A 21,540-nucleotide genomic window follows, 5' to 3' on the forward strand; every position below is an offset into this window, starting at 1 on the left:
TGCGAAATGCAGGACCACTCCTGATCGTGCTGGGCGTGGCCGCAGCCCTGTTCCCCTGACGGGACAACTAGATCTGTACTTTTGCGCCATCTAAATCTGTACTTCTTATGGCGTAACTACACATCTAAACGGGCCCGCCGATCTCTCACTCAGGTAGCGGGACAACGGCTGGTCGATATCGACCACGCCCTGCTCCTGCAGCTGCATGGCCTCCAACGCGGTGAAGGTCTTGGTCACCGAGCCGATGCCGACCTGGGTGCCCGGGGTCATGGCAATGCCGGCGTTCTTGTCCGCATAGCCGAAGCCCTGTTTCCACACGATCTTTCCATCCACGACCAACGCGGCCGACACACCCACCACGCCGCTGTCCCGCTGGCGCTGCGCCAGCCATCGGCTGAGCTCCGCGATATCCGCGGACGTCTGCGGCCTGGCGGCCCAGGCCACCGCCGGCAGGATCGACCACAACACGGCCAGGAAGATGCCGATGTTCTTTGCTTTCATGGTGTGGCTTGGACTCCGTAAATGGGCATTAATGCGTGATGCAGTTGAGGCCTACTGGCTTCGCGAAGTGCAAGCCCCCTCCTCTTTTACTGCCAGCTCCGGGTCGGGAGTTACGGCTGCACGCGCCCAGACGTAGCGTTCGAGTCACCGTCAGCTTCGCGATCTGGATGAAGTGCGACAGCCCCCCGAAGTACGCGTCCCCACGCATCGCTGGCCGGCGCAGCGACACAGGGCTTCCACCGTCTCCCGTACGCCAGTCAGCGCAGCTGTTCTGGCGTTGTTGGTGGCGGAGACAAATGCCAATGCAGATGGGTAAGGAGTCGGTCGCAAGCGGGAGGATCGCGGTTGCTCAGGCACACCATGGTCATGTCGTTGGAAGGATAGACCGACAAAGCCGTGCTGTTGCCGGCCGCTCCGCCACCATGGCCCCAGTGAGGAAACTCCTCGGGCCCGGATGAAACGAAGCCATAGCCATACCATGCAGTCTGCTGCTTGATGGCCTGGTTCAACAGGGACGGCGGGATCAGCCTGCCACTCTTGAGGGCATCCACGAAGCGTACCTGGTCGTTGGCGGTGGAAATCCCGCCACCCGCAGGCGTCCCCCTCCATGGCAGCAGACTGGCGCTGGAGACCAGCTTTCCATCGGCGCCCCGGGTGTAGCCGTTGGCGACACCGGACAGGTGCGCAATGTCCGGGAAGCCAGTCGCAGTCATGCCGGCGGCACCAAAGACATGCTCGGCGAGGTAAGCGTAATAGCTCTGGCCGCTGACCTTTTCCACCAGTGCACCGAGCAGCACGGAACCGTAGTTCGAATAGTCGAATGCCGATCCCGGGGGAAAAGAGGGGCCACGATCGCCGTTGAGCGTCATGAGATCGTCGATTGTGCGGACCCAGGCCCGATTGCCCGCCTCTTCCGGCTGCAACACGCCGATATCGCCGGTTCCGCCCTGATGTGAAAGCAACTGCCGCACGGTGACTTTCGCCATCTCCCTGTTCGGGTAGTCGGTCAAATACGTTCCGACAGGATCATCGAAGTTGATCTTGCCCGCATGGATCAACTGCAGTACTGCGACGGCCGTGAACATCTTGCCCTGGGAGGCGAACAGGAACGGGGTGTCGAGCTGGACCGGCACGTTGTTCTCGCGATCGGCCAGCCCGAATGCCCTGCCGTACAGCCGCCTTCCGTTCTGTTCGACAACCAGCACGCCGGAGAAGCGGTCGGTGTCCGCAAGACGTTCCGCGAAGGCATCCAGTGCTTCCAGCGCCCTGTCCTGCGGCAGCGGCTGCGGGTCCTGCCTGACTTCCTTCAGCAACGCGTCCCCGGCCTTGCCGAAGGTGACCGTGATCCGCCGGTAAGCCGGAAAGCTGCGCTCCTGCGCCATTGCCACGAAGACCGTCGGCTCGTTGCGCTCGATCCTGATCACGTCCAGCCCGCCGGTCTCTTCGCGGCTATCGAGGAGATGGTCGAGGTTGTGATCCGGGTCGGCGAAGCGACGTTCATTGAACTCGCGGAGCGTGGCCCGGTCGCCGCTGTTGAACGCCGCCAGCCATTCGTCGAATGCCCCTTCGGCAGGCAACGTGGCAGCGGCGTTCGAGGCGATGAGAAGGAGAGCGGCCGCCACGCCGATGCGATGGGTCGAAAGATGCCTTGCCGTACCTGCCATGCGCTTTCAATCCGTTTCTCGTCTTGCCCAATACTGGGTGAGAAGTCCGGTGCCATCAACCTGCCCGCCCCTGCGCCCATGACGGGCTCGCCCACCCTGCTCGACATCGGCTGGGGGCCGCACCCGCAGGCCGGCACGGCGGTCGAATGATCCGCCCTGAACGATGCCATGGCGTAGTGCTGGCGCCTGGCAACGGGGCGGCCGGCGCGGCCGATCGTCTTCCACTCCATCGCTGCTTGCGATCGCGGACCTGTTCGCAGCGGATGGCTGCGCTGCGGAGGCACCAGGGCGTGAGACCGCCCCGCCCCATGCCATGGACGCCGGAGTCCGCCACGCCGGCCACCGCATCAGACAGCCAGCACATACCACCGGACGCGCACGCGGCCCCTTCATATCTCGACACACCTGTCGCCTGCCTGCCGTTTCAATCCGGTCCGCGCCGGTGGCCCCGCAGACGCGGCAGGGGCGCAATCGCGCTTGCCCGACGGTATGCTGCGCGGCCAGATGCGAACGGGAGCGCAGCGCGGCTGCACGGGAGTGGCATGGAAAATCGTTACGGAAGGCTCGCGTCATGGGTCTACAACCTGGACAAGCCGGTCGGCCGGTCGTTCGGTGATGTGGAGTACTACCAGCAGTTGCTTGGCGGGTGCGCAGGCCCGGTTCTGGAACCTGCGGTTGGCAACGGGCGGGTTCTGGTACCGCTGCTCAAGGCTGGATTCGCGGTCGAAGGGTTCGACACCTCCGAGGAAATGCTGGGCTACTGTCGCGCGGCATGCCGGACGCATGGCGTACCCGCGAACCTGACGCGCCGCGGTTTCGAGGACTTCGCCTATGACAGGAAGTTCGCCGCGATCATCATCCCGGCCGGCTCCCTGCAGCTGATCACGGATGCCGCGGCGGCCTGCGCCGTGCTCAGGCGGTTCCATCAGCATCTGCTGCCGGGTGGCAAGCTGGTCCTCGACCTCGACGCGATCGACGGCTTCCTGGGCCCGTCCGGCACATTGCGCAGCTGGACCACCGGGGAAGGTGAACTGTTGACGCTGACGGATCATCGGGTCGAGACCGACTACATCGCGCAGACGACCCTGTCCCACCTGCGCTATGAGCACTGGCGGAACGGCAACCTGGCAGCGACCGAGCTCGACCTGTTCAAGCTGCGCTGGTGGGGAGTCGAGGAGTTCGCTCTGGCCTTGTACGCGGCCGGTTTCACGGACGTGGTCGTTTCAGGCAATTACCAGCGCGGTCGCCGCCCCCGGAAGGGCGACCAGGTCGTCACCTTTGAAGCGACGCGCCCGGCAGGCGGAACGGCCTGAGCCCGACCTCCGCGATGGCCCGCATGCCCTGTCGTGCCACGGCCTCCCTGCAGGGCATGGCCCCTCCGCCGTGACCGCAGCGGCACGGTGCGCAACCGGGATGCGGCCATGCGGGCCGCATCCCGGGCACAGCGCGCAGCCCGTCCTCAGAACGCGGTGGACAGGCGTGTCATCCAGTCCGGCAGGTGGTCCAGCGCGAAGGCTTCGATCCGGCGGTCCGCACCGCTGAGGATCAGCCCGCCGACGAGCAGCAGCAGGACGCCCAGCAGTTGCTTGCCGCGGCTGCCGGCGCCCATCAGCCGGCCACGCCAGCGGTCCAGGGCACCGCGTGCGGCGAAGGCGATGACCAGCAGCACGCTGGCGATGCCCAGGCCGAACGCCGCCATCACCAGCAGGGCGGCGCCCAGGCTCTGGCCTGCCGCCGCCAGCGCGATGGCGGCCCCCAGCGTCGGCCCGACGCAGGGGGCCCACACCACGCCCAACAGCATCCCGACCAGGGCCTGGCCCCACAGCCCTCCCCGCGCGTCGACGGCGAGCTGGGTGCGGCCCGCCCAGCTGGCCAGCGGCGTGGCCACGCGGGTCAGCAGGCGCTGCAGCGGCGGCAACAGCAGTACCAGCCCGGCCAGGCACAGGATCACCGCGCCCGCGGCGCGTACCGCCAGGGTGTCGATGCCCAGTGACTGGCCGAACGCCGCCACCACGAAACCGGTGGCGGTGAACGCCAGCACCAGGCCCGCCGACAGCGCCAGCGGCGCCAGGCGGTGGCGCTGCGCCGCCGACGACAGCACGATCGGCACCAGTGGCAGCACGCACGGTGACAGGATGGTCAGGGCACCGGCCACGTAGGCCAGTGCCGGATTCAAACCCAGGCTCATGCAGCGCCGGCCTCAGCTGCCGGACAGGGTCGAGCGCAGCACGGGCGCGACCCGCGCCACATCGCTCTCGTGCGCCACCCGGCCGGTTTCACGCTTGCCATGGAACCCGATCAGGGTCGATTGCATGGTCGCGCCGAACTTCTGCCACAGCGGCTTCTGGGTATCGAAATCGATGCGCAGCACCAGCAGGTCGCGGTAGGCGGGATCGGCGGTGATCTGCTTGATCGCCTTTTCCTGTTCGCGGCACACCGGGCACCACGGCGCGTGCACCCACACCAGGATCGGCTTGTTGGCCGCCTGCGCCTGGTCGAATGCCATCTGGTCATAGGCGCGTACCGCCACGCTGGGCGTCATCGCCATGGCCATGGCCGGCGCGGCGGCCGGCGGGTCGGCGGCCAGCGCGCTGGTGGCGGGCACGCCGGCAGCGGCGAGGACGGCAACGGCAAGCAGGGAACGGAAGCAATGCATGGGAATCTCCAGTGGGTGGGTGGATATCCATTCGCGCGATGCGGGCCGGCGGTTACACGCCACCGCAACCGCGTGCTGCTGCATTCATGCGCAGTGCGCCGGCGGCCGGCGCCGCTCCAGCATCCGGCCGTTGCGGCCTGGCGACGGGCGGAACCGGCGCGCGCCGCGGCATCCGCCGGGCCAATGCGCTGCCGCCATCGAGGTGGGTCCGGCGCCGCCCCGGGCGCGGCTCACCAGCGCAGCAGGCGCGGCCCCAGCAGTGCGCCGGCGGCGGTGGGCAGCGACAGTCCCAGCACGTACCACACCGCCCAGAACGGCACGTCCATCTCCGGGCAATGCAGGCTGTAGACCACGGCGGCGACGGCGGCCGACAGCAGCCCGGCTGCGGCACCGGCCAGCCGCAGGCGCGTCGGCGCCAGTCCACGCAGCGCCCAGAAGGTCGTTGCCATCAAGGGCAGCGAAAGGCCGGCGATGCTGAAGGCACAGCTGCGCCAGCTGCGCCCCAGCAGCATCGCCACGCGCTCGTCGCCCGGTGCCAACCACAGCGCGGCCGCGGCGGCGCCCCACAGCAGCAGCAGCGGAATGCCCGGTCCCGACCAGGCCGCCGCCACCGTCCGGCCCGGGCGCGACAATCGCGCGGTCACCCACAGTGCCCCGCACAACATCGCCAGCGCGAACCCGGCCTTGGCCCAGAACAGCGGCTGGACCGAGACCTCGGCCAGGTCGGGCCGCAGCCCATAGCCGGCCAGCATCAGGCCCAGCGACAGCAGCGCTCCCGCCGGCAGCGCCAGGCCGAAGCGGCGCGCGGCCGCGTGCCGCTGCACCGGCACCGGGTCGCTGGCCAGCAGGTCGATCAGATCATGGGTTTTCATGCCGCACTCCGTATTTTCAATGCCAGTGCCTTCAGGCCGCGGTGGATGCCCACTTTCACCGCCGATTCGGACATGCCGGTGAGCCGCGCGGTTTCGCTGACGGACAGGCCGCCAAGCTTGACGTGCAGGATCGGCAGGCGATGGCGGTCGGGCAGCGCCTGCAGCAGTTGTCCGAGGTCATGCCGGGCCTGGGCCGATTCGGTGTCGGTGGCGGCGAACACGTCCTGCGCTGCCTCCAGCGGCAGGTTCAGCGCCTCGCGCCGGTGGTGGCTGCGATGGAAGTCCATCAGTTTGTAGCGGGCGATGGCATAGACCCACGCGGTCAGGGGTTCGCCGCTGCGGTAGGTGTGGCGGCTGTTGTGGATGGCCAGCAGGGTCTCCTGCAGGATGTCCTCGACGTCATCCGGCGCCGCACCCAGCCGCCGACGCAGGAACGCACGCAGGCGTGCGCTCAACGCGTCCAGGAAGCGCCGGTGCGCCGCCGTGTCGCCGCCCAGCCCGGCCTCGAATTGCGCACGCAGCACGGTCTCGATCGGGTCGGCGGGTGGCGGCGCCGCGGACGCCGGCGTGGACACGGGGCTGCTCACCGGCCACCCTTCCATGCCCCGGGGCCCGGACAGGCGCGCCACCCACCCATTCCCGCGACGCAGCGCCAGCGCAGTGCGCACGGGGCTGGCGGGAGGGACACGGGCGTGTTTGGCGAAAAGTCGGTCATCCAAAGGGTTTCGCTGCGCGGGGCATTCCGGTTACAGCCAGCGCCATGATTGTTGGACGCTGGTCATCGGTGCTGCGCGGCGGGCGTCCCCGGCACCGCCATGGTGCCGATCCCGCGCGCCCTTGCCCCCGCGCCGCGGTCGCCCGCGATCCGGCACCCGGCGCGTCATCCGTCATGGGGCGCCGGCGCGAGCCCGGGCCTGCCCGGCACCGCCACCAGCCGATGCCTGCTGCTGCAGCCGAACGTACCACCTTCGCCCGCGGGGTGCGGCGGGAGGCGCATGCCGCCCCGCGCCCGGGGGCGGAAGCCGACCCTGCCCCGGTTTCCGCCGGACGCGGTGGAAGCCCGGTTCTTTTCGCACCGGTAACAGTCGCAGGCGCAGCGTGATGCAAGCTTTCCGGAGGATCGACCATGAACCCGCTGACCGCCGCACTGGAACCGCTCTTCGCGCAACTGCAGCCACGCCTCGTGGAGATCTACCAGGACCTGCACCAGCACCCGGAACTGTCGATGCAGGAACAGCGCACCGCCGGCATCGCCGCCGACCACCTGCAACGGCTCGGCTATGTCGTGACCCGCGGCGTCGGGGGCACCGGCGTGGTCGGGCTGCTGCGCAACGGCGACGGGCCCACGGTCATGCTGCGCGCGGATATGGATGCACTGCCCATGGCCGAGCAGACCGGCCTGCCCTACGCCAGCACCGCCACAGCCACCGACGACGACGGGCGCACGGTGGGCGTAGCCCATTCCTGCGGCCACGACCTGCACGTGACCTGGTTGATGGGGGCCGCCCAGGTGCTCGCCGCGGCGCTTGGCGCATGGCGTGGCACGCTGATGGTGGTGTTCCAGCCCGGCGAGGAAACCGCCCAGGGGGCCAACGCGATGATCGCCGACTGGGAGCGTCTGGGCCTGCCGCGTGCCGAGGTGGTGCTGGGCCAGCATGTGATGGTCGGCGCGGCCGGCACGGTGAGCTATCGGCCCGGGGTGATCCTGTCGGCAGCCGACAGCCTCAAGGTCACGCTGTTCGGGCGCGGGTCGCATGGCTCGCAACCGCAGACCGCGGTGGATCCGGTGGTGATGGCCGCGGCCACCGTCATGCGCCTGCAGACCATCGTTTCGCGCGAAGTGGCACCGCTGGACAGCGCGGTGCTCACCATCGGCGCGCTGCAGGCCGGCACCAAGGAGAACATCATTCCCGACGATGCCACCCTGAAGCTCAACATGCGCACCTATGACGAGGCGGTGCGCACGCACATGCTGCAGGCGGTCAGGCGCATCTGCTGCGCCGAGTGCGACGCCTCGGGCGCGCCGCGGCCGCCGGAGTTCACCACGCTCAGCAGCTACCCGATGACCGACAACGACCACGACGCCACCGCACGCGTGGCGGCGGCGTTCCATGCCCAGTTCGGCGACAACGCGCTGCAGAGCAAGCCGATGTCCGCCAGCGAGGACTTCAGCGTGTTCGGCCGCACCTGGGGCGTGCCCTACGTGTTCTGGTTCGTCGGCGGCACCGATCCGCGGGCGTACGCCAAGGCCCGGGCCGAAGGCACCCTCAATACGCTGCCGAGCAACCACTCGCCGCGTTTCGCACCGGTGCTCGAGCCGACGCTGAAAACCGGGCTGCAGGCGATGCTCAGCGCGGCCGCGGCCTGGTTGTGCGCGCCGCCCGAAGGCCCCCGGGACGGGAACGCATGAACGCCACCACGCGCACCGCGGATACCGCGGGTACCGCATTCCACGGCATCGACCGCCTGCTGTACGGCATGATCCTGGGCGTGGTCACGTTCTGGTTGTTCGCGCAGACCACGCTCGACACCGCCCCGCGCGTCAAGGACGAGCTGGCCATGCGCGAGGCAGCACTCGTGGCGCCGGGGTTCAACCGGTTGATGGTGGTCGGCGCCATCGCCTCGATCCTGCTGACCATTCCGCCCGGCAAGCACACCCGTTGAGGCGCAGGGCGTGCAACGCCCGCCCGGGGTGCCGGCGCGCTGCGCCCCGGCCCCCCGGGTTCCCCCGGCTTCAGTCGGCCAAGGTGGCGTTGTCGATGACGAAACGGTACTTCACGTCGCCAGCCAGCATGCGCTCGTAGGCGTCGTTGATCTGCCCGGCGGCGATCAGCTCGATGTCGGCGACGATGCCGTGCTCGGCGCAGAAATCGAGCATTTCCTGGGTCTCGGGAATGCCGCCGATCATCGAGCCGGCCAGGGTGCGGCGCTGGGTGATCAGGTTGAACACGTTCGGCGACGGGTGCGGCGTGGCCGGCGCACCGACCAGCACCATGGCGCCGTCGCGACGCAGCAGCGCCAGGAAGGCGTCGAGGTCGTGCGGTGCGGCCACGGTGTTGACGATCAGGTCGAAGCTGCCGGCATGGGCCGCCATTGCCGCGCGGTCGCGCGAGACCACTACTTCGTCGGCGCCCAGCGCCAGCGCCGCCTCGCGCTTGGATTCGGACGTGGTAAAGGCGACCACCCGCGCGCCCAGCGCGTGGGCCAGCTTGATGCCCATGTGGCCCAAGCCGCCGATGCCGACCACGCCGACCTTGCGCCCGGGGCCGGCGTGCCAGTGGCGCAGCGGCGACCAGGTGGTGATGCCGGCGCACAGCAGCGGCGCCACCGCGGCCAGCTGTGCCTCGGGGTGGCGGATGCGCAGCACGTAGCGCTGGTGGACGACGATGCGCTCCGAGTAACCGCCCAGCGTCCAGCCCGGGGCGTCGGCGGTCTTGCCGTTGTAGGTGCCAACCATGCCGTGGCAGTAGTTTTCCAGCCCTTCGGCGCAGTCGTCACAGTGGCGGCAGCTGTCGACGATGCAGCCCACGCCGACCAGATCGCCCGGCGCGAAGCCGGTCACCTCGGCGCCGACCGCCGAGACGCGGCCGACGATTTCATGCCCGGGCACGCAGGGGAAGTGGGTGCCATGCCACTCGGCGCGCACCTGGTGCAGGTCGGAGTGGCAGATGCCGCAATAGGCGATCTCGATCTGCACGTCGTGCGCGCCAGGCGCGCGGCGGGTGATGTCCAGCGGCTCCAGGGGGCGGTCGCCGGCGTGGGCGCCATAGGCTTTGACGGTCTGGTTCATATCGGCAGCATCCGGTGGAAGGTGATGCATTCTGCACCGTCTGGATGGCGATGATCAGCCGGGCGACGCCGTCGCGCACCATTGAATTTTCCAATCGATCCGGCGCGTCATGCCGGCATCGTGTACGCCGCCGGCACGACCGGATGCGGGCGTGCCGGACGGCGCATCCGCCCATTCTGCGATCAGTTCGCGTGCCGCCAGCTTCCGTAGGAATGGCCTGCAAACGTCAACAGGAACAGCGCCAGGTAAGCCGACGACAGCGAATTGGCGTACAGGGTTTTCCATACACCGCCCCTGCGCACCGGCCACGGCGGGGTGCCGGGCGCGATATCTTGCACCTCGGCGGCCGGCTCCAGCTGGCGCGACTCGGCCGAACCACGCTGACGCAGCCCGACGGTCAGCAGCACATACATGCCCATCTGCAGGAACTCGCTTTCCCAGTTCTCGAACGTGGCCGACAGGAAGTGGCCGCTGTGCAGGTAGCGGGCCAGCGTCACCGGGGCTGCGCCCTGGTCGGCGCGTTCGTCATTGAATGCGCGCAACCCGGTCCATACCTGCCCGGCCAGCGAGACGGCAAACAAGGCCAGCAGCACCAGCGAGAGTCGGTTGCGGTAGATGAAGGATGTCTGCTTGCTTGTCATGGGTGTTCCTCCCTCCGGTGCGGGCAGCACGTTGGTCGGCGCAAGCGAAAGTCGACGTCAACGATCGCCCTGCCACGCGCCCGGCCGGCTCACATCGATGAACATCCGGCCAGCGCCATGCATCACGCATGCAGCCGCTTCACGCCGGCAGCAAACCACCCCGACAACAATCGGCGCTCCAGCACATCTCCCCAGCGAGGGCCATGCGATGAACCGAGACCGGAAGGACCCGCCCGATCCGGGCGAAGACCGCGACTGCACCGAAACCCCGCAGGAGCGCCGCGAACGCAAACGGCACGAGAGCGACAACCACGACGAGGCGCTGGAAGAGACGTTCCCGGCCAGCGATCCGGTGTCCCCGTTCGTACCGGCCAAGACCCCGGAGTGAACGCCGCCGTGGCGGGTGCGGCGCTACTGCGCCGCCCTGCCCCGCGTGGCCACGGTGTCACTTCTGCTAGAACCAGTGCTGGCGGCGGCCCAGCGCGAACGCGCCCAGCGCCATCGCCAGCAGCCCGGCGATCACCCCATAGAAGCCGGCGTCGCCGCTGTCGAACAGGCCTGCGCCGAAGTTCATGCCGAGCGCGCCGACGATGGTCGCCATCAACCCGGTCACCACGGTGACGAAGGTCAGCACCCGCATCGCCTCGTTGGTGCGCAACGCGGTCTGGTTGCTGAACAGTTCGAAACTCCCCAGTACCTGGTCGCGCGCATTCTCGACCATGTCCAGGGCGCGTTCGAAGCGCATGTTCAGGGCGGTGAAGTGGCGGCCCGCCTCGCGCCCTTCGTCCGGGCGGAAATCCGGGCGCGACATGGCACCGAACACGACCCGGTGCGGCGCCAGCATGCGCCGCAGGCGCGACGCCCAGCGGCGCAGGCGCTGCAGTTCCTTGAGCGCATCGCATGCGCCCTTGCCCAGGATGCTGACCTCGAGCCGCTCGATCGCCAGTTCGTGTTCGTCGATGGCCTTGAAGTAGCTGCCCAGCAGCCGGTCGAGCACGGTGGCCACGAAGCTCTCCGCGCCCAGCACGCCGACCCTGCCGGGCTGCTGCACGCGCATGTCCTGCAGGAAAGCGACCTGCTCGCGGCGGAAGGTGACCACCCGGTCGGCACCCGCCACGCACACCAGCACCACGCCGTTGATCCGGTCCTTGTCGCCGCCGCCGGCAACCACCGCGCGCACCCAGAAGAATGCCTCGCTCTGCCCGACCTCCGGCACGGTGCCGCCGTCCAGGAAAAGACGCGCGGCGGGCGGCAACTGCCACGCCGCCCACACCGCGTCGATGTCCGCGTCGGACGGGTCGCACAGGTCCACCCACGCCAGGGTGTCGCGCGCCGGCTGGCAGGCGCCCAGCGCGCACCGGCTGACCACCTGCGACTGGCCACGGGCGTCGAACAGGCGGCAGAAGAACGCGGCCCCGGTGCCGGTCGCGTCCTCCGCCGCGCCGTCGTTGCCGGCTTCCATCGTTACAGGTAGTCCTGCCGGGCCTTTTCCGCACGCGCCGCGCCGATGGCGGTCTGCACGTCCTTCTGCTCTTCCGGCGGCGGCAGCACCGCGGGCATGCCCAGGCGTTGGATCCACAGCTCCCGCGCCCATCCGCGGGTGTGGTACAGGTGATGGTCCTCCTGGGTCTCCACCGCGGCGTGCGCCTGCGCCAGCACCTCGGCGTGCGGCCCGCCCTGCTCTGCAACCTGGCCGATCAACTCCCAGTTCATGTGGTCCTTGGTCTCGGCCAGCACCACGCATTCAGCCGCGACCAGCTCGGCGTCGGCCGGCTTGGCGTTGGCCATGGCCATCTCGATCGCCGCCACCAGCGATGCGCCCTGGTGGGCCACCACCTCACGGCCAGGGCTGGACATCTCGGTATCCAGGCCCATCGCCTCGAACACGCGGGTCAGGATCCGCTCGTGGTTGCGCGTCTCCTCGAGGTAGCCCTCCCACTCGTGCTTCAGGTCCTTGTTGCAGGCCGCGCGGATCGCCGCGCCGTACACCTGGATGCCACCGCGTTCGGTTTCCAGTGCCTGCAGCAGCAGTTCGCGGACATGCGCGGCGTTGGGCTTCGAGGTCATGGACAGTGCTCCTGGTGGGATGAGGGTCCACCGGTATAGGCAGGCAATCGAAACGAGCGCGTGATCGGGTGTGAAGCGCACGTATCGGCGCGTGGCCGGCGCGGCAGGCCTCCCGCGCGGGGAGGCCTGCCGCGCACATCAGCCGACCACCAGGGACCAGGGAATCTCCGAGCCAGTGAACTTGTAGCGGAATCCTTCGCAGTCGACCTGCCGGGCAAGGTTGCCCTGGTCGTCCGCCAGCGTGCTGACCTCGATCAGTGTGTTGGCGGCCGCAGGCGCGCTCCTGATGGGAATGCCCATGGTCTTGATGTCGGCCAGCTCCGTGGCGATGCGCCTGACCGGGCGACGCTCTTGTCCCGGTCCCACCAGATAGAGTTGAACACCTTTCACAGCAAGATTTCCTCATGGTTATTCCCGCCCCGGCATGCCTGCTTTAGCGCGCGCGGGGTGAAGCCGTTGCCTGCACCATGCGGACGCGGCGTGAAACTATGAAGTGGATCACGCCGATGCCGGTGCCTGCGCCCGCGGCGTACATGCTTCGGGTGCGGCGCGGCGCCGCATCACGTACCGCGCGCGGTGATCGCCGTGTACGTGGCCGTCACCGACCTGCTGCACGCTCTTAATTCCCGGCCGGCGAGGATGACCCCCGGAGCACTTCCGCTCCGCGTGGAGAATCGACATGGACACCAGCAAGATGAAGCATCTCCTGCTCCTGGGCATCGTCGCGACCGCCTGCGCGGGTGCCCTCGCCACCGGCCCTGCCAGCGCACAGGCGCACGGCACCCAGGGGCATGATTCGGCGCAGCCCGGCAGCGACACCTGGATCACCACCAAGGTCAAGGCGGACCTGCTCGCCAGCAAGGACATCCCCGGCATGGCGATCAAGGTGGAGACCGTCAACGGCGTGGTGTCGTTGAGCGGCGACGTCGACAGCCAGACCGAGGCGGACAAGGCCGTGGCCGTCGCCAAGGGCATCAAGGGCGTGAGCCGCGTGGATAACCGGCTGATGGTCCGCGGCGCCAGGTAACCGCCCCGGGCGGCCGCTCGGCCCACGGGGCAGACGGCCGCCTTTGCGCGCTGCAGGGCGCGCTCGGGCCGCAGGCCGCCTGCAGCCAGCGCGGTCGGCGCGCGTGCCCATGGGATCGACGCACGGGCGACGCCCGGCATGGCATGCGCGGGATACCCGGCGCCCGCCGGCTCAGCGCCTGCGACCGCGCGGGCTGCGCCCGGCCAGCTGTGCGGTGACCTGGCCCAGGTCCTGGTGGATACGCTCGATGTCGCCCCACGGGTGACCTTTCAACCGCTTCATCCGGCGTGGCGCCGACACGATGTCGTAGGCGTCGCCACGCCGCACCCTGGACAATTCCTCCCAGCGCAGCGGCATCGCCACCGGTGCACCGGGCCGGGCACGCAACGAGAACGAGGCGATGCTGGTGGCGCCACGGCCGTTGCGCAGGTAGTCGACGAATATGCGGTCCTTGCGCACGCGCTTGCTGGCCGTGGCCACGTAGGCCAGCGGGTCGGACGCGGCCATGGATTCGGCGAAAGCGCGCGCGAACGCCTTCACCCGCGGCCACGGGCAGGCCGGTCGCAGCGGTACCACCACGTGCAATCCCTTGCCGCCGGAGGTGCGGACGAAGGATGCCAGGCCGAGCTCGTCCAGGCGGTCGCGCACCCAGCGTGCCGCGGCCACCACCCGTGTCCAGGCCACGCCCGCGCCCGGGTCGAGATCGAACACGATACGGTCGGCGCTGTCCGGGGTTTCGGCGTGCGCGCCCCACGGGTGGAACTCGAGTGCGTTGAACTGCACCAGTTCCAGCAGCGCGGTGCCGTCGCGCACGACGATGTAATCGGCGCGGGTGCCGTCCTCCTCCTCGATCGCGACCGCATCGACATGCTGCATGCCGGCCGGCAGGTGTTTCTGGAAGAAGCACGGGCGCGCGATGCCCTGCGGGCAACGGACCACGGACAACGGCCGGCCGGCGATCTCCGGCAGCAGCCACGGCAGCATCGCGTCGTAATACGCATATACGTCCTGCTTGCGGATGCCCGCATCCGGGTACACGACCCGGGTCGGACTGCTCAGCACCACCGCGGCGGCGCTGGCGCGGGGGGCGGATGGGGCGGGCGTGTGCGGCACGGGAACCTCCGGTGGCGGGGCCGACCCGGCCGCGCGCAGGTCGGCGACCGTCTTGTCGGCACGAATGGCCTTGAACGACGCCTGCCGCAGCAGGCCCTGGTTGCCGGTGCCGTGGTGGAACACCTCGACCACCATGGCCGGCTTCACCCACTGCACCTGGCCCACGGTGGTAACCGCCGCGCCGGTCGCCACCGTGGGTGTGTCACGGGCCAGCGGCCGCAGGCGCCGCACCAGGTCGGCGAGCGTGTGCTGGTCGAAGCCGCTGCCGACGCGCCCGGCATAACGCCAGCCGTGGCGTCCCTGCGGTGCCGCCAGCAGCAGTGCACCCAGGCCGCTGCGGCTGCCCTTGGGCGCGGTGTAACCCACTACCGCGAACTCCTCCGAAGCGCGCTGCTTGATCTTGCGCCAGTCGTCGCCCCGGCCGCCACGGTACGGTGCCGCGGCCCGCTTGGAGATGATGCCTTCCAGCCCGCGTTCCACCGCCATGGCCAGGGCGCGCTCGCCGTCCCCGCTCACGTGCGAGCTGTACACCAGCGGCGGCTCCGGCTGCCCCAGGAGCGTGGCCAGGACGCTCTTGCGCGCCTCCTGATGGCAACCACACAGGTCGACGTCGCCCAGCTGCAGGATGTCGAACAGCACGTAGGACAGCGGGGCGGCGCGTTCGCCGGACAAGGTGGCCTGCAGCAGGCCGAAATCCTGCTGGCGGCCTGCGCCGGCGACCAGCTCGCCGTCCAGCACCGCCTCGACGCCGAGTGCCTGCAGCGCCTGCACGATCGCCGGCAGGCGTGCGGTCCATTCCAGCGCGTTGCGCGACCACAGGCACACCTTGCCGCCGTCGAGCTGGGCGAGCAACCGGTAGCCGTCCCATTTCGCCTCGTGCAGCCAGCCCTCGCCGGCCGGAACCGCCGTTGCCAGCGTGGCCAGCTGCGGCGCATGGAACGCCGGCGCGCGGCGGGTGCGGCGGGCGCCGGGCAGCGTCGCGACGCTGTCGAGCAGGCGCCGGATCCGCGCGGTCGCCGCGGCCAGCCGCCGCCGCTTGCCCGCGGCGTGCTGCGCCGCCGGCGCGGGCTGGTCCAGCAGGTCGTCTGCCTCCTGCTTCGCGGCGTAGCGGTCGCGCGCCTTGAACAGCAGCCATTGCGGCTTGCGCCCACGGCCACCGGAGCGCACCAGGTGCCAGCTGCCCTTCAGCTTGCCGCCGAACAGTTCGAAACGCAGGTGGCCCTTGGCCAGCTGTTCTTCCGGGTCACCCTCGCTGCTCCACACGCCGTGGTCGAAAATGGCGACATGGCCGGCGCCGTACTGCCCTGCGGGGATGTCGCCCTCGAACCGCGCGTAATCAAGCGGGTGGTCCTCCACCTCGGCCGCCAGCCGTTTCACCGTGGGATCGAGGCTGGGTCCCTTGGGCACCGCCCAGCTGCGCAGCACAGCGCCCACCTGCAGGCGGAAATCGTAATGGCGGTGGCTGGCGTGGTGCAGCTGCACCACGAAGATCGGCTGCGCGGCCGGTGCGCGGCGGACCTTGGCGGATGGCTCCGGGGTGCGTTCGAACTGCCGTTTGCGGCGGTACTCGTGCAGGCTCATGCGTGCTCCTGGACCGGGCAGGCGGGCGCTGCCACCAGGCGGTTGCGTGCATGCCATGCGCGCAGGCCGGGAATATCGTCGTCCGGCGGCCGCGCATCCAGCAGCACCTGTGCATCCATCGCATCGCGCAGCTGCCTTAGCGGCGCGCTGCCGTCGGCGGCCGGCCAATCCCCGGCGGGACCGAAGCGGTCGAGCAGCGCCTGCACGTCGTGGTGCCACCGCTCATGCGCCTGGATCAGGCGCTGGCGCACCCAGCCACGCAGTGGAGCGTGCGCCACGAATCCCCGCGCCACCTGCCCGTCGCGCCAGGCGGCGAGCAGCGCGCCCGCTCCACGCAGCCATTCGGTACGCCCGCCGGCACGCGCCGGCACCAGCAGCGGCGGCGGCGCGGCATGGGCGCGCAACTGCCGCTTCAACGCGGTCTCCCAACCCCTTGCCTCGGCTTCGCTGCCCGCCTCCAGCAGCCAGCCTGCATCGAGGTCGAAGAACTCGAAGTAACGCGAGGAGAACGCCTGCATCCGCGTCATCGGGTCTCCGGCGATGCCCAGCTTCACGTGGTCCTCGTTGGCGCAGGGCAGCACGTAGAGGCAGGTGTGGCCCCGCATGCGGCGGCCCATGCTGCCCAGCGGAACGATGCGTCGACCACCGGCCATCGTCAGGACGCGCCCGTGCGCCGCGTGCTCTTGCGGGGCTTCTTCGCCGGCGTCTTGCGTGCGGCGGTCTTCCTGGCCGGCGCACGTTTGCCGGCGGGCGTGCGCTTGTTCTCGTCCAGGCTCTTCTGCAGCAGGGCCATGAAGTCGACCACGTTGGTGGCGGCGTCCTCCGGCTCGGCATGCTCGTCGACGATCCGGGTGGTGGCACCCTTGGCTTTCAGGCGCTTGCGGATGATGGCCTCGAGCCGGCCGCGGAACTCGTCCTGGTAATCGTCCGCGCGCCAGGCCACCGACATCGACTCGATCAGGCTGGCGGCCATCTCCGCTTCGCGCCTGGAAATGCGGTAGTCGGCGGGCTTGCCTTCCGGCAGCCGGTACTCGGCCGGGTCCACCAACTCCTGCGGGTAGCGCAGCATCAGCAGCAGCAGCGCATCGCCCTCGGGCACCACCGCGCACAGGTACTCGCGGGTGCGGATGACCACCCGCGCGATGCCGACCCGGCCGGTGTCGCGCAGGGTCTCGCGCAGCAGCACGTAGCCCTTCTCCGCCTTTTTCCCGGGCACGATCACATAGGGTTTCTCGTAGAAGCGCAGGCTGATCTCGCCGCGCTCGACAAACGCTTCGACGTCGATGGAATCATGGGTCTGCGGCGCGGCCGAGGCGATGTCCTCCTTGTCCACCACCACATAGCTGCCCTTGTCGTACTCGAAGGCCTTCACGATGTCCTTCCACGGCACTTCCTCGCCGGTCTCGGCATTGACCCGCTCGAAGCGGATCGGCTTGCGGTCGCGCGAATCGAGCATGCGGAAGCTGATGTCCACCCGGCGTTCGCCGCTCATGAGCGACACCGGGACATTCAGCAGGCCGAAAGACAGGGTTCCCGTCCAGATCGGACGCGCCATGGCGTGCCTCCCGTGGTGGATTGCCGGCAACGCTCGCCAATCACGGCTAAAGCAGGCGTGAAGAACCGCCCGGGCGCGTTCACGGCTGCGCCGGGAACACACCGCGCACGTCGCGCGAGCGCACCACCGGCACCAGCAGCGACTGCGCGACCACCGCCAGCGCATCGCGTTTGCGCCGCGGACTGATGGCGGCCACGCAGTCGGCCGGCACCCACAGCCCGAACTCGTGCATCTTGGCGTCCTGCGCGGTCGCCAGGATGCACGAATCTGCCGCCACCCCGGTCAACACCAGCCGCCGCACGCCCAGCTTGTGCAGCAGGATCGCCAGTGGCGTGGCGTGGAACGCCGAATGCTTCGGCTTGAGCACGTGATAATCATGCCGGCGCGGCGACAGACGCCTCACCGTGGCCGCGGCATCGCCGCCGGCCGCGAGGCAGGCGTCCACCAGGTCGCTGAACTGGCCCTGCCAGCGGGCGAAGTTGTCGTTGACGTGGATCACCGGCTGCGCCGCCGCGTCGAAGCGCTGGCGCAGGCGCGCGATGGGGGCGCAGATCGCCACTGCCCGCGCACCCAGCGCGTCGCCTCCCTCGAAGTCGAACAGGTTGACCATGTCCAGGATGATCAACGCGGTCGCGTTTGCCTTGCGCGATGCCATGCCCGCGGTCCCGGACTCAACCCCGGGGGCCGCCCATCACCGGCAGGATCACGCCGCTGATGTAGCTGGCGGTGACCGGCGATGCCAGGAACACATACGCCGGTGACAGCTCCTCCGGCTGCGCGGGCCGGCCCATGTCGCTGTCCTTGCCGAACGTGGCCACGTCCGCAGCCGCCTTGTCCGCCGGGTTCAACGGCGTCCACACCGGCCCCGGCGCGACGCAGTTGACGCGGATGCCGCGGGGCAACAGCTGCGCCGCCAAGGACAGGGTGAAGGCATGGATCGCGCCCTTGGTGGCCGCATAGTCGACCAGCGACGGGCTGCCGAACAGCGCCGTCTCCGAGCCGGTGTTGATGATGCTGGCACCCTGGCCGAGATGCGGCAGCACCGCCCGCGCCATGTGCACATAACCGGCGATGTTGGTCTGCAGGGTTTCCTGCAGGTGCGCGTCCTGCAGGTCCTCAAGGCGATGGCAATGCAGCTGGAAGGCGGCGTTGTTGACCAAGATGTCGATGCCGCCCAGCGCCTCGCGCACCTGCCGTGCCGCTTGGTCGCAGAAGACCGGGTCGCGTACGTCGCCGCTGATGGCGAGGCAGCGTCTGCCCTCCGCCTCCACCGCCGCCCGGGTCACCTGCGCATCCTCATGCTCGTCCAGATACAGAATCGCCACGTCGGCCCCTTCGCGCGCGAACAGGACGGCCACCGCGCGACCGATGCCGGAGTCGCCGCCGGTCACCAGGGCACGCATGCCCTGCAGCTTGCCGCTGCCACGGTAGTCCGGCGCCTGGTAGCGCGGTGGCAGCTGCAGTTCATGTTCGTTGCCCGGCTTGTCCAGATGCTGCGCCGGCATCTTTGCCGGCTGCCGCCGCGCGCCGGCCTGTACACCGCCGCGCTTCGCTTCGGGCTTCTTCGTCTTGCGCCCGCCGGCCTGCGCCTGCAGGTCGCGCTGGCGCTCGGCGGTGCGTTCCGCCTGCCGTCCCGCCGCCTGGCCACGGGACGTTGCGCCAGGCGTGGTGGCACGCGGCGGCGCCTTCCTGGATGTCGTCTTTCTGCTGGTTGCCATCGGTCATGCCTCCGCGCGGGTCTGCGTGCCGGTCATCGCCTCACCCCCGCGCATGGCGTGCGCAGTGCTCGCAGCAGTACACCACGCCGCCGCGCTCAGCGCCGTGTTCGATGACCGCGCACTGGCAGTGCCCGCAACGGGGCGCCATGGCGTGGATCGCGCATTCGAAGGAATCGAAGGTGCCGGTTACCGCGCCCTGGGTGACCGTGAAGCTGTTCCGGTATGCATTGCCGCAGACATCGCAGGTTGCCATGACGGACTCCTTGCTCGTGGTTGCCGGGTGATGCACGGATTGTTGGATGCCCCCCTGCGGGTCAACCGTGAAAGAACGTGGACGCGATGTACACGGCGCCGCAGCAGCGGCCATGGCGTGCGGTCAGCGGTGGCAGGAACGCAACAGCCGCAGCGCCGCCGCCTCCATCTGGCGGATGCCGCGCAGCGCCGCCAGCGGCTGCAGCCGTCCGGCGCGCCAGGCGTCGAACACACACGGGTCGATGTACGACCTGCGGCATACCGCCGGGGTGTTGCCGAGCATGGCGGCCACCGCGCCGATGACCTCGTTCTGCAGTGACTGGCACCGGGCCGGACTGGCGTCATCGGGCACCGGCAACCGTGCCAGCGCCATCAACGCGGTCAGGGTCGCGCCCCAGGTGCGGAAATCCTTGGCACTGAAATCGTCGCCTGCGGCCTGCCGCAGGTAGTGGTTGACGTCGCCCGAATCGATGGGCCGCACCTGCCCGTCGTCATCCTGGTACTGGAACAGCATTTTCCCGGGCAGGTCGTGGCAGCGCCGGATCAACGCCACCAGCCGGGGATCGTCTATGTGCAGCACCTGCAGGCGGCCGGACTTTCCAGCGAACCGTATCTGCGCGGCGCGCTTGCCCGGCAGGCTCACGTGCCGCGCGCGCAGGGTGGTCAGGCCGTAGGAATGGTTGCTGCGGGCATACGCCGCGTTGCCTACCCGCGCATAGGTGCGGCCCATGACCGAAATGACCAGCGCCAGGACCTTGTCGCGCGGCATGCCGGGTAGCGCCAGGTGCCGGCGCACCTGCCTGCGCAATGCCGGCAATGCCTTTCCGAAGGCCAGGATGCGGTCGAACTTGTCGGTACCGCGCTGCCGCATCCAGTCCGGGTGATAGCGGTACTGCTTGCGGCCCCGCGCATCGCGGCCGGTCGCCTGCAGGTGCCCCTCCGGGCGGGCACAGATCCAGACGTCGGTATATGCCGGCGGGACCGCCAGCTGGCGTATCCGCCGCAGCACCGCGGGATCGCGCACCGGCCTGCCGTCCGCGTCGACGTAGCGGAAACCCTTGCCCACGCGCAACCGGGCGATGCCCGGCTGCCGGTCGTGGACATGGCGCAGCCCTGCCTCAGCCATCGCCGCGCCGGACCATCGGCGGACGCCGCGATACCGCTCCCGGCCAATGCGGCTGCCGCATGCCGGTCACCACGGCGGGATGACGAGCATCAGCACCAGCGCCAACACGACGGCGCCTATGAGCAACATCCAGTGGCTTCGTTTCATTGTTGAATCACCTCGGCATGACATTAGGTCAACGGATACGGGGCTCGCGCCGGCGACAGCGCGACACACGGCCGTCGGCGTTCGTCGGCACGCGATGTGCCCGCCTCCGGGAAGGGGCAGACCTGCGACAGACCCGGCGCGGTGCAGCGCGCAGCCCACGCGGTACCGGCGTGGGCCGTCGGAGCCGCGGGCGTGGCGCGCGACACCGGTGTTGCGCCAAGGTCTGCCGCGCGCACGTCGCGGGCTCCGGGCGCTGCATGCACCGTTGACCACACCCGATGCCGGCGGCGGCACCGCCATTGCGGCAGCGTGGCCGGGCGCGGGTGCGGCTCGGCGGCAAGCATGGATGGGTGCCCACGTGGATCACGCAATGATGGCGCCGGCAGGCAGGTCGCAACCCACGCGGATCCGCGCCGCCAAGGGCGCAGCAGGGTGATCCCCACCCCATCGTGACGCGTACGCTGCTCAATACGCCGCCACGGCACTGGACCAGATCGACTGCGCCATGATCGCCGCAAGCGCGCCGAGCGACATGTAGACAACGGCTGAAAAGCTGCGCGAGAGCAAGCGCTTCATCACCCTTCTCCTGCGGTACGGCGGGAGCACTGTCATAGCGCCCGTGACGTGACCGGCGCGGGAAGATCGGTGCAGGTGCCGTGAATGCCTCCGCTTGACCGCGGCCGCCAGTATCACGCCCATGACATTCCCACCACGAAACACCGGCGCCCAACCTGGCGTGGCGGCGCCACGCGGGCGGTGGTTGCGCCCGCCACGGCGCGCATGGCGTCGTCTGCGCGGAACGCACCTGCGCTGCGCCTGTGCACGCGACT

The 21,540-nt window shown here is 69.6% G+C and carries 22 protein-coding genes and 1 pseudogene; 6 read left to right on the top strand and 17 right to left on the bottom strand.

Annotated features, from left to right (window positions below; genetic code table 11):
* Positions 1 to 105 precede the first annotated feature (105 nt).
* Positions 106 to 501 carry a serine hydrolase domain-containing protein gene (locus tag AC06E6_RS03350; RefSeq protein WP_478060341.1) on the bottom strand — a complete coding sequence of 132 codons (396 nt, stop codon included), beginning with the start codon at positions 499 to 501 and terminating at the stop codon, positions 106 to 108.
* Between the two features lie 257 nt (positions 502 to 758).
* Positions 759 to 2,165, bottom strand: a complete 1,407-nt coding sequence (locus AC06E6_RS03355) for a serine hydrolase domain-containing protein (RefSeq protein ID WP_478060343.1) — start codon at positions 2,163 to 2,165, stop codon at positions 759 to 761.
* 542 nt (positions 2,166 to 2,707) lie between these two features.
* Between AC06E6_RS03355 and AC06E6_RS03360 the strand changes: the two genes are divergently transcribed.
* Positions 2,708 to 3,478 carry a class I SAM-dependent methyltransferase gene (locus tag AC06E6_RS03360; RefSeq protein WP_478060345.1) on the top strand — a complete coding sequence of 257 codons (771 nt, stop codon included), beginning with the start codon at positions 2,708 to 2,710 and terminating at the stop codon, positions 3,476 to 3,478.
* A gap of 146 nt (positions 3,479 to 3,624) precedes the next feature.
* Here AC06E6_RS03360 and AC06E6_RS03365 read toward each other — a convergent pair whose 3' ends face one another.
* From AC06E6_RS03365 to AC06E6_RS03380, 4 genes are all read right to left on the bottom strand, one after another.
* Positions 3,625 to 4,353, bottom strand: a complete 729-nt coding sequence (locus AC06E6_RS03365) for a cytochrome c biogenesis CcdA family protein (protein WP_104938785.1) — start codon at positions 4,351 to 4,353, stop codon at positions 3,625 to 3,627.
* Positions 4,354 to 4,365: 12 nt separating this feature from the next.
* Positions 4,366 to 4,821, bottom strand: a complete 456-nt coding sequence (locus AC06E6_RS03370) for a thioredoxin family protein (RefSeq protein WP_313249520.1) — start codon at positions 4,819 to 4,821, stop codon at positions 4,366 to 4,368.
* 230 nt (positions 4,822 to 5,051) lie between these two features.
* The gene (locus AC06E6_RS03375; protein WP_240212754.1) at positions 5,052 to 5,693 is read right to left on the bottom strand and encodes a DUF1109 domain-containing protein; all 642 of its coding nucleotides are present in this window, start codon (positions 5,691 to 5,693) and stop codon (positions 5,052 to 5,054) included.
* A complete protein-coding gene (locus tag AC06E6_RS03380) occupies positions 5,690 to 6,280 on the bottom strand; it encodes a sigma-70 family RNA polymerase sigma factor (RefSeq protein ID WP_478060348.1) in 591 nt (196 codons plus the stop codon). The genes AC06E6_RS03375 and AC06E6_RS03380 overlap by 4 nt, the downstream gene beginning before the upstream one ends.
* Positions 6,281 to 6,819: 539 nt before the next feature.
* Here AC06E6_RS03380 and AC06E6_RS03385 point away from each other — a divergent pair.
* Both AC06E6_RS03385 and AC06E6_RS03390 read left to right on the top strand, forming a co-directional pair.
* Positions 6,820 to 8,103 carry an amidohydrolase gene (locus AC06E6_RS03385; protein ID WP_478060350.1) on the top strand — a complete coding sequence of 428 codons (1,284 nt, stop codon included), beginning with the start codon at positions 6,820 to 6,822 and terminating at the stop codon, positions 8,101 to 8,103.
* Positions 8,100 to 8,357 (top strand): hypothetical protein, encoded by a 258-nt coding sequence (locus AC06E6_RS03390; protein ID WP_240212751.1) that lies wholly within the window; start codon positions 8,100 to 8,102, stop codon positions 8,355 to 8,357. The genes AC06E6_RS03385 and AC06E6_RS03390 overlap by 4 nt, the downstream gene beginning before the upstream one ends.
* Before the next feature lie 70 nt (positions 8,358 to 8,427).
* Here AC06E6_RS03390 and AC06E6_RS03395 read toward each other — a convergent pair whose 3' ends face one another.
* Both AC06E6_RS03395 and AC06E6_RS03400 read right to left on the bottom strand, forming a co-directional pair.
* Positions 8,428 to 9,483 (bottom strand): NAD(P)-dependent alcohol dehydrogenase, encoded by a 1,056-nt coding sequence (locus AC06E6_RS03395; RefSeq protein WP_240212750.1) that lies wholly within the window; start codon positions 9,481 to 9,483, stop codon positions 8,428 to 8,430.
* 194 nt (positions 9,484 to 9,677) lie between these two features.
* A pseudogene (locus AC06E6_RS03400) lies at positions 9,678 to 10,124 on the bottom strand (DUF6766 family protein); the annotation flags it as partial.
* A gap of 208 nt (positions 10,125 to 10,332) precedes the next feature.
* Between AC06E6_RS03400 and AC06E6_RS03405 the strand changes: the two are divergent.
* Complete coding sequence (locus AC06E6_RS03405; RefSeq protein ID WP_104938769.1) at positions 10,333 to 10,512, top strand: hypothetical protein; 180 nt, start codon at positions 10,333 to 10,335, stop codon at positions 10,510 to 10,512.
* 66 nt (positions 10,513 to 10,578) lie between these two features.
* Here AC06E6_RS03405 and AC06E6_RS03410 read toward each other — a convergent pair whose 3' ends face one another.
* From AC06E6_RS03410 to AC06E6_RS03420, 3 genes are all read right to left on the bottom strand, one after another.
* Positions 10,579 to 11,586 carry a magnesium transporter CorA family protein gene (locus tag AC06E6_RS03410; protein WP_240212749.1) on the bottom strand — a complete coding sequence of 336 codons (1,008 nt, stop codon included), beginning with the start codon at positions 11,584 to 11,586 and terminating at the stop codon, positions 10,579 to 10,581.
* A 2-nt stretch (positions 11,587 to 11,588) separates the two neighbouring features.
* Complete coding sequence (locus AC06E6_RS03415; RefSeq protein WP_240212748.1) at positions 11,589 to 12,191, bottom strand: hypothetical protein; 603 nt, start codon at positions 12,189 to 12,191, stop codon at positions 11,589 to 11,591.
* A gap of 138 nt (positions 12,192 to 12,329) precedes the next feature.
* Positions 12,330 to 12,581: a hypothetical protein gene (locus AC06E6_RS03420; protein WP_161615100.1), complete on the bottom strand. Its 252-nt coding sequence runs from the start codon at positions 12,579 to 12,581 to the stop codon at positions 12,330 to 12,332.
* Positions 12,582 to 12,870: 289 nt separating this feature from the next.
* On the opposite strand from AC06E6_RS03420, the gene AC06E6_RS03425 reads away from it, so the two are divergent.
* Positions 12,871 to 13,218 carry a BON domain-containing protein gene (locus AC06E6_RS03425; protein ID WP_478060354.1) on the top strand — a complete coding sequence of 116 codons (348 nt, stop codon included), beginning with the start codon at positions 12,871 to 12,873 and terminating at the stop codon, positions 13,216 to 13,218.
* A gap of 171 nt (positions 13,219 to 13,389) precedes the next feature.
* Here AC06E6_RS03425 and ligD read toward each other — a convergent pair whose 3' ends face one another.
* The 5 genes from ligD to AC06E6_RS03450 form a co-directional block, all read right to left on the bottom strand.
* Positions 13,390 to 15,912 (bottom strand): DNA ligase D, encoded by a 2,523-nt coding sequence (gene ligD, locus AC06E6_RS03430; protein ID WP_478060356.1) that lies wholly within the window; start codon positions 15,910 to 15,912, stop codon positions 13,390 to 13,392.
* Entirely contained in the window at positions 15,909 to 16,517 is a 609-nt protein-coding gene (locus AC06E6_RS03435; protein ID WP_478060358.1) for a GIY-YIG nuclease family protein, read from the bottom strand. Before AC06E6_RS03435 ends, ligD begins: the two co-directional genes overlap by 4 nt.
* Before the next feature lie 50 nt (positions 16,518 to 16,567).
* A complete protein-coding gene (gene ku, locus AC06E6_RS03440) occupies positions 16,568 to 17,467 on the bottom strand; it encodes a non-homologous end joining protein Ku (RefSeq protein WP_161615104.1) in 900 nt (299 codons plus the stop codon).
* A 79-nt stretch (positions 17,468 to 17,546) separates the two neighbouring features.
* On the bottom strand, positions 17,547 to 18,122 hold the full coding sequence (locus tag AC06E6_RS03445; RefSeq protein ID WP_104938763.1) for a cysteine hydrolase family protein: 576 nt from the start codon (positions 18,120 to 18,122) through the stop codon (positions 17,547 to 17,549).
* A gap of 16 nt (positions 18,123 to 18,138) precedes the next feature.
* On the bottom strand, positions 18,139 to 19,185 hold the full coding sequence (locus AC06E6_RS03450; protein ID WP_478060360.1) for an SDR family oxidoreductase: 1,047 nt from the start codon (positions 19,183 to 19,185) through the stop codon (positions 18,139 to 18,141).
* A 110-nt stretch (positions 19,186 to 19,295) separates the two neighbouring features.
* Here AC06E6_RS03450 and AC06E6_RS03455 point away from each other — a divergent pair, with 110 nt between their 5' ends.
* A complete protein-coding gene (locus AC06E6_RS03455) occupies positions 19,296 to 19,469 on the top strand; it encodes a hypothetical protein (RefSeq protein ID WP_478060361.1) in 174 nt (57 codons plus the stop codon).
* 92 nt (positions 19,470 to 19,561) lie between these two features.
* Here the strand turns inward: AC06E6_RS03455 and AC06E6_RS03460 are convergent, their stop codons facing one another.
* Positions 19,562 to 20,563 carry a DNA topoisomerase IB gene (locus AC06E6_RS03460; RefSeq protein ID WP_478060362.1) on the bottom strand — a complete coding sequence of 334 codons (1,002 nt, stop codon included), beginning with the start codon at positions 20,561 to 20,563 and terminating at the stop codon, positions 19,562 to 19,564.
* Positions 20,564 to 21,540 lie beyond the last annotated feature (977 nt).

The sequence above is a fragment of the Stenotrophomonas sp. Steno-Z10-HUANG genome (genome assembly GCF_056393075.1).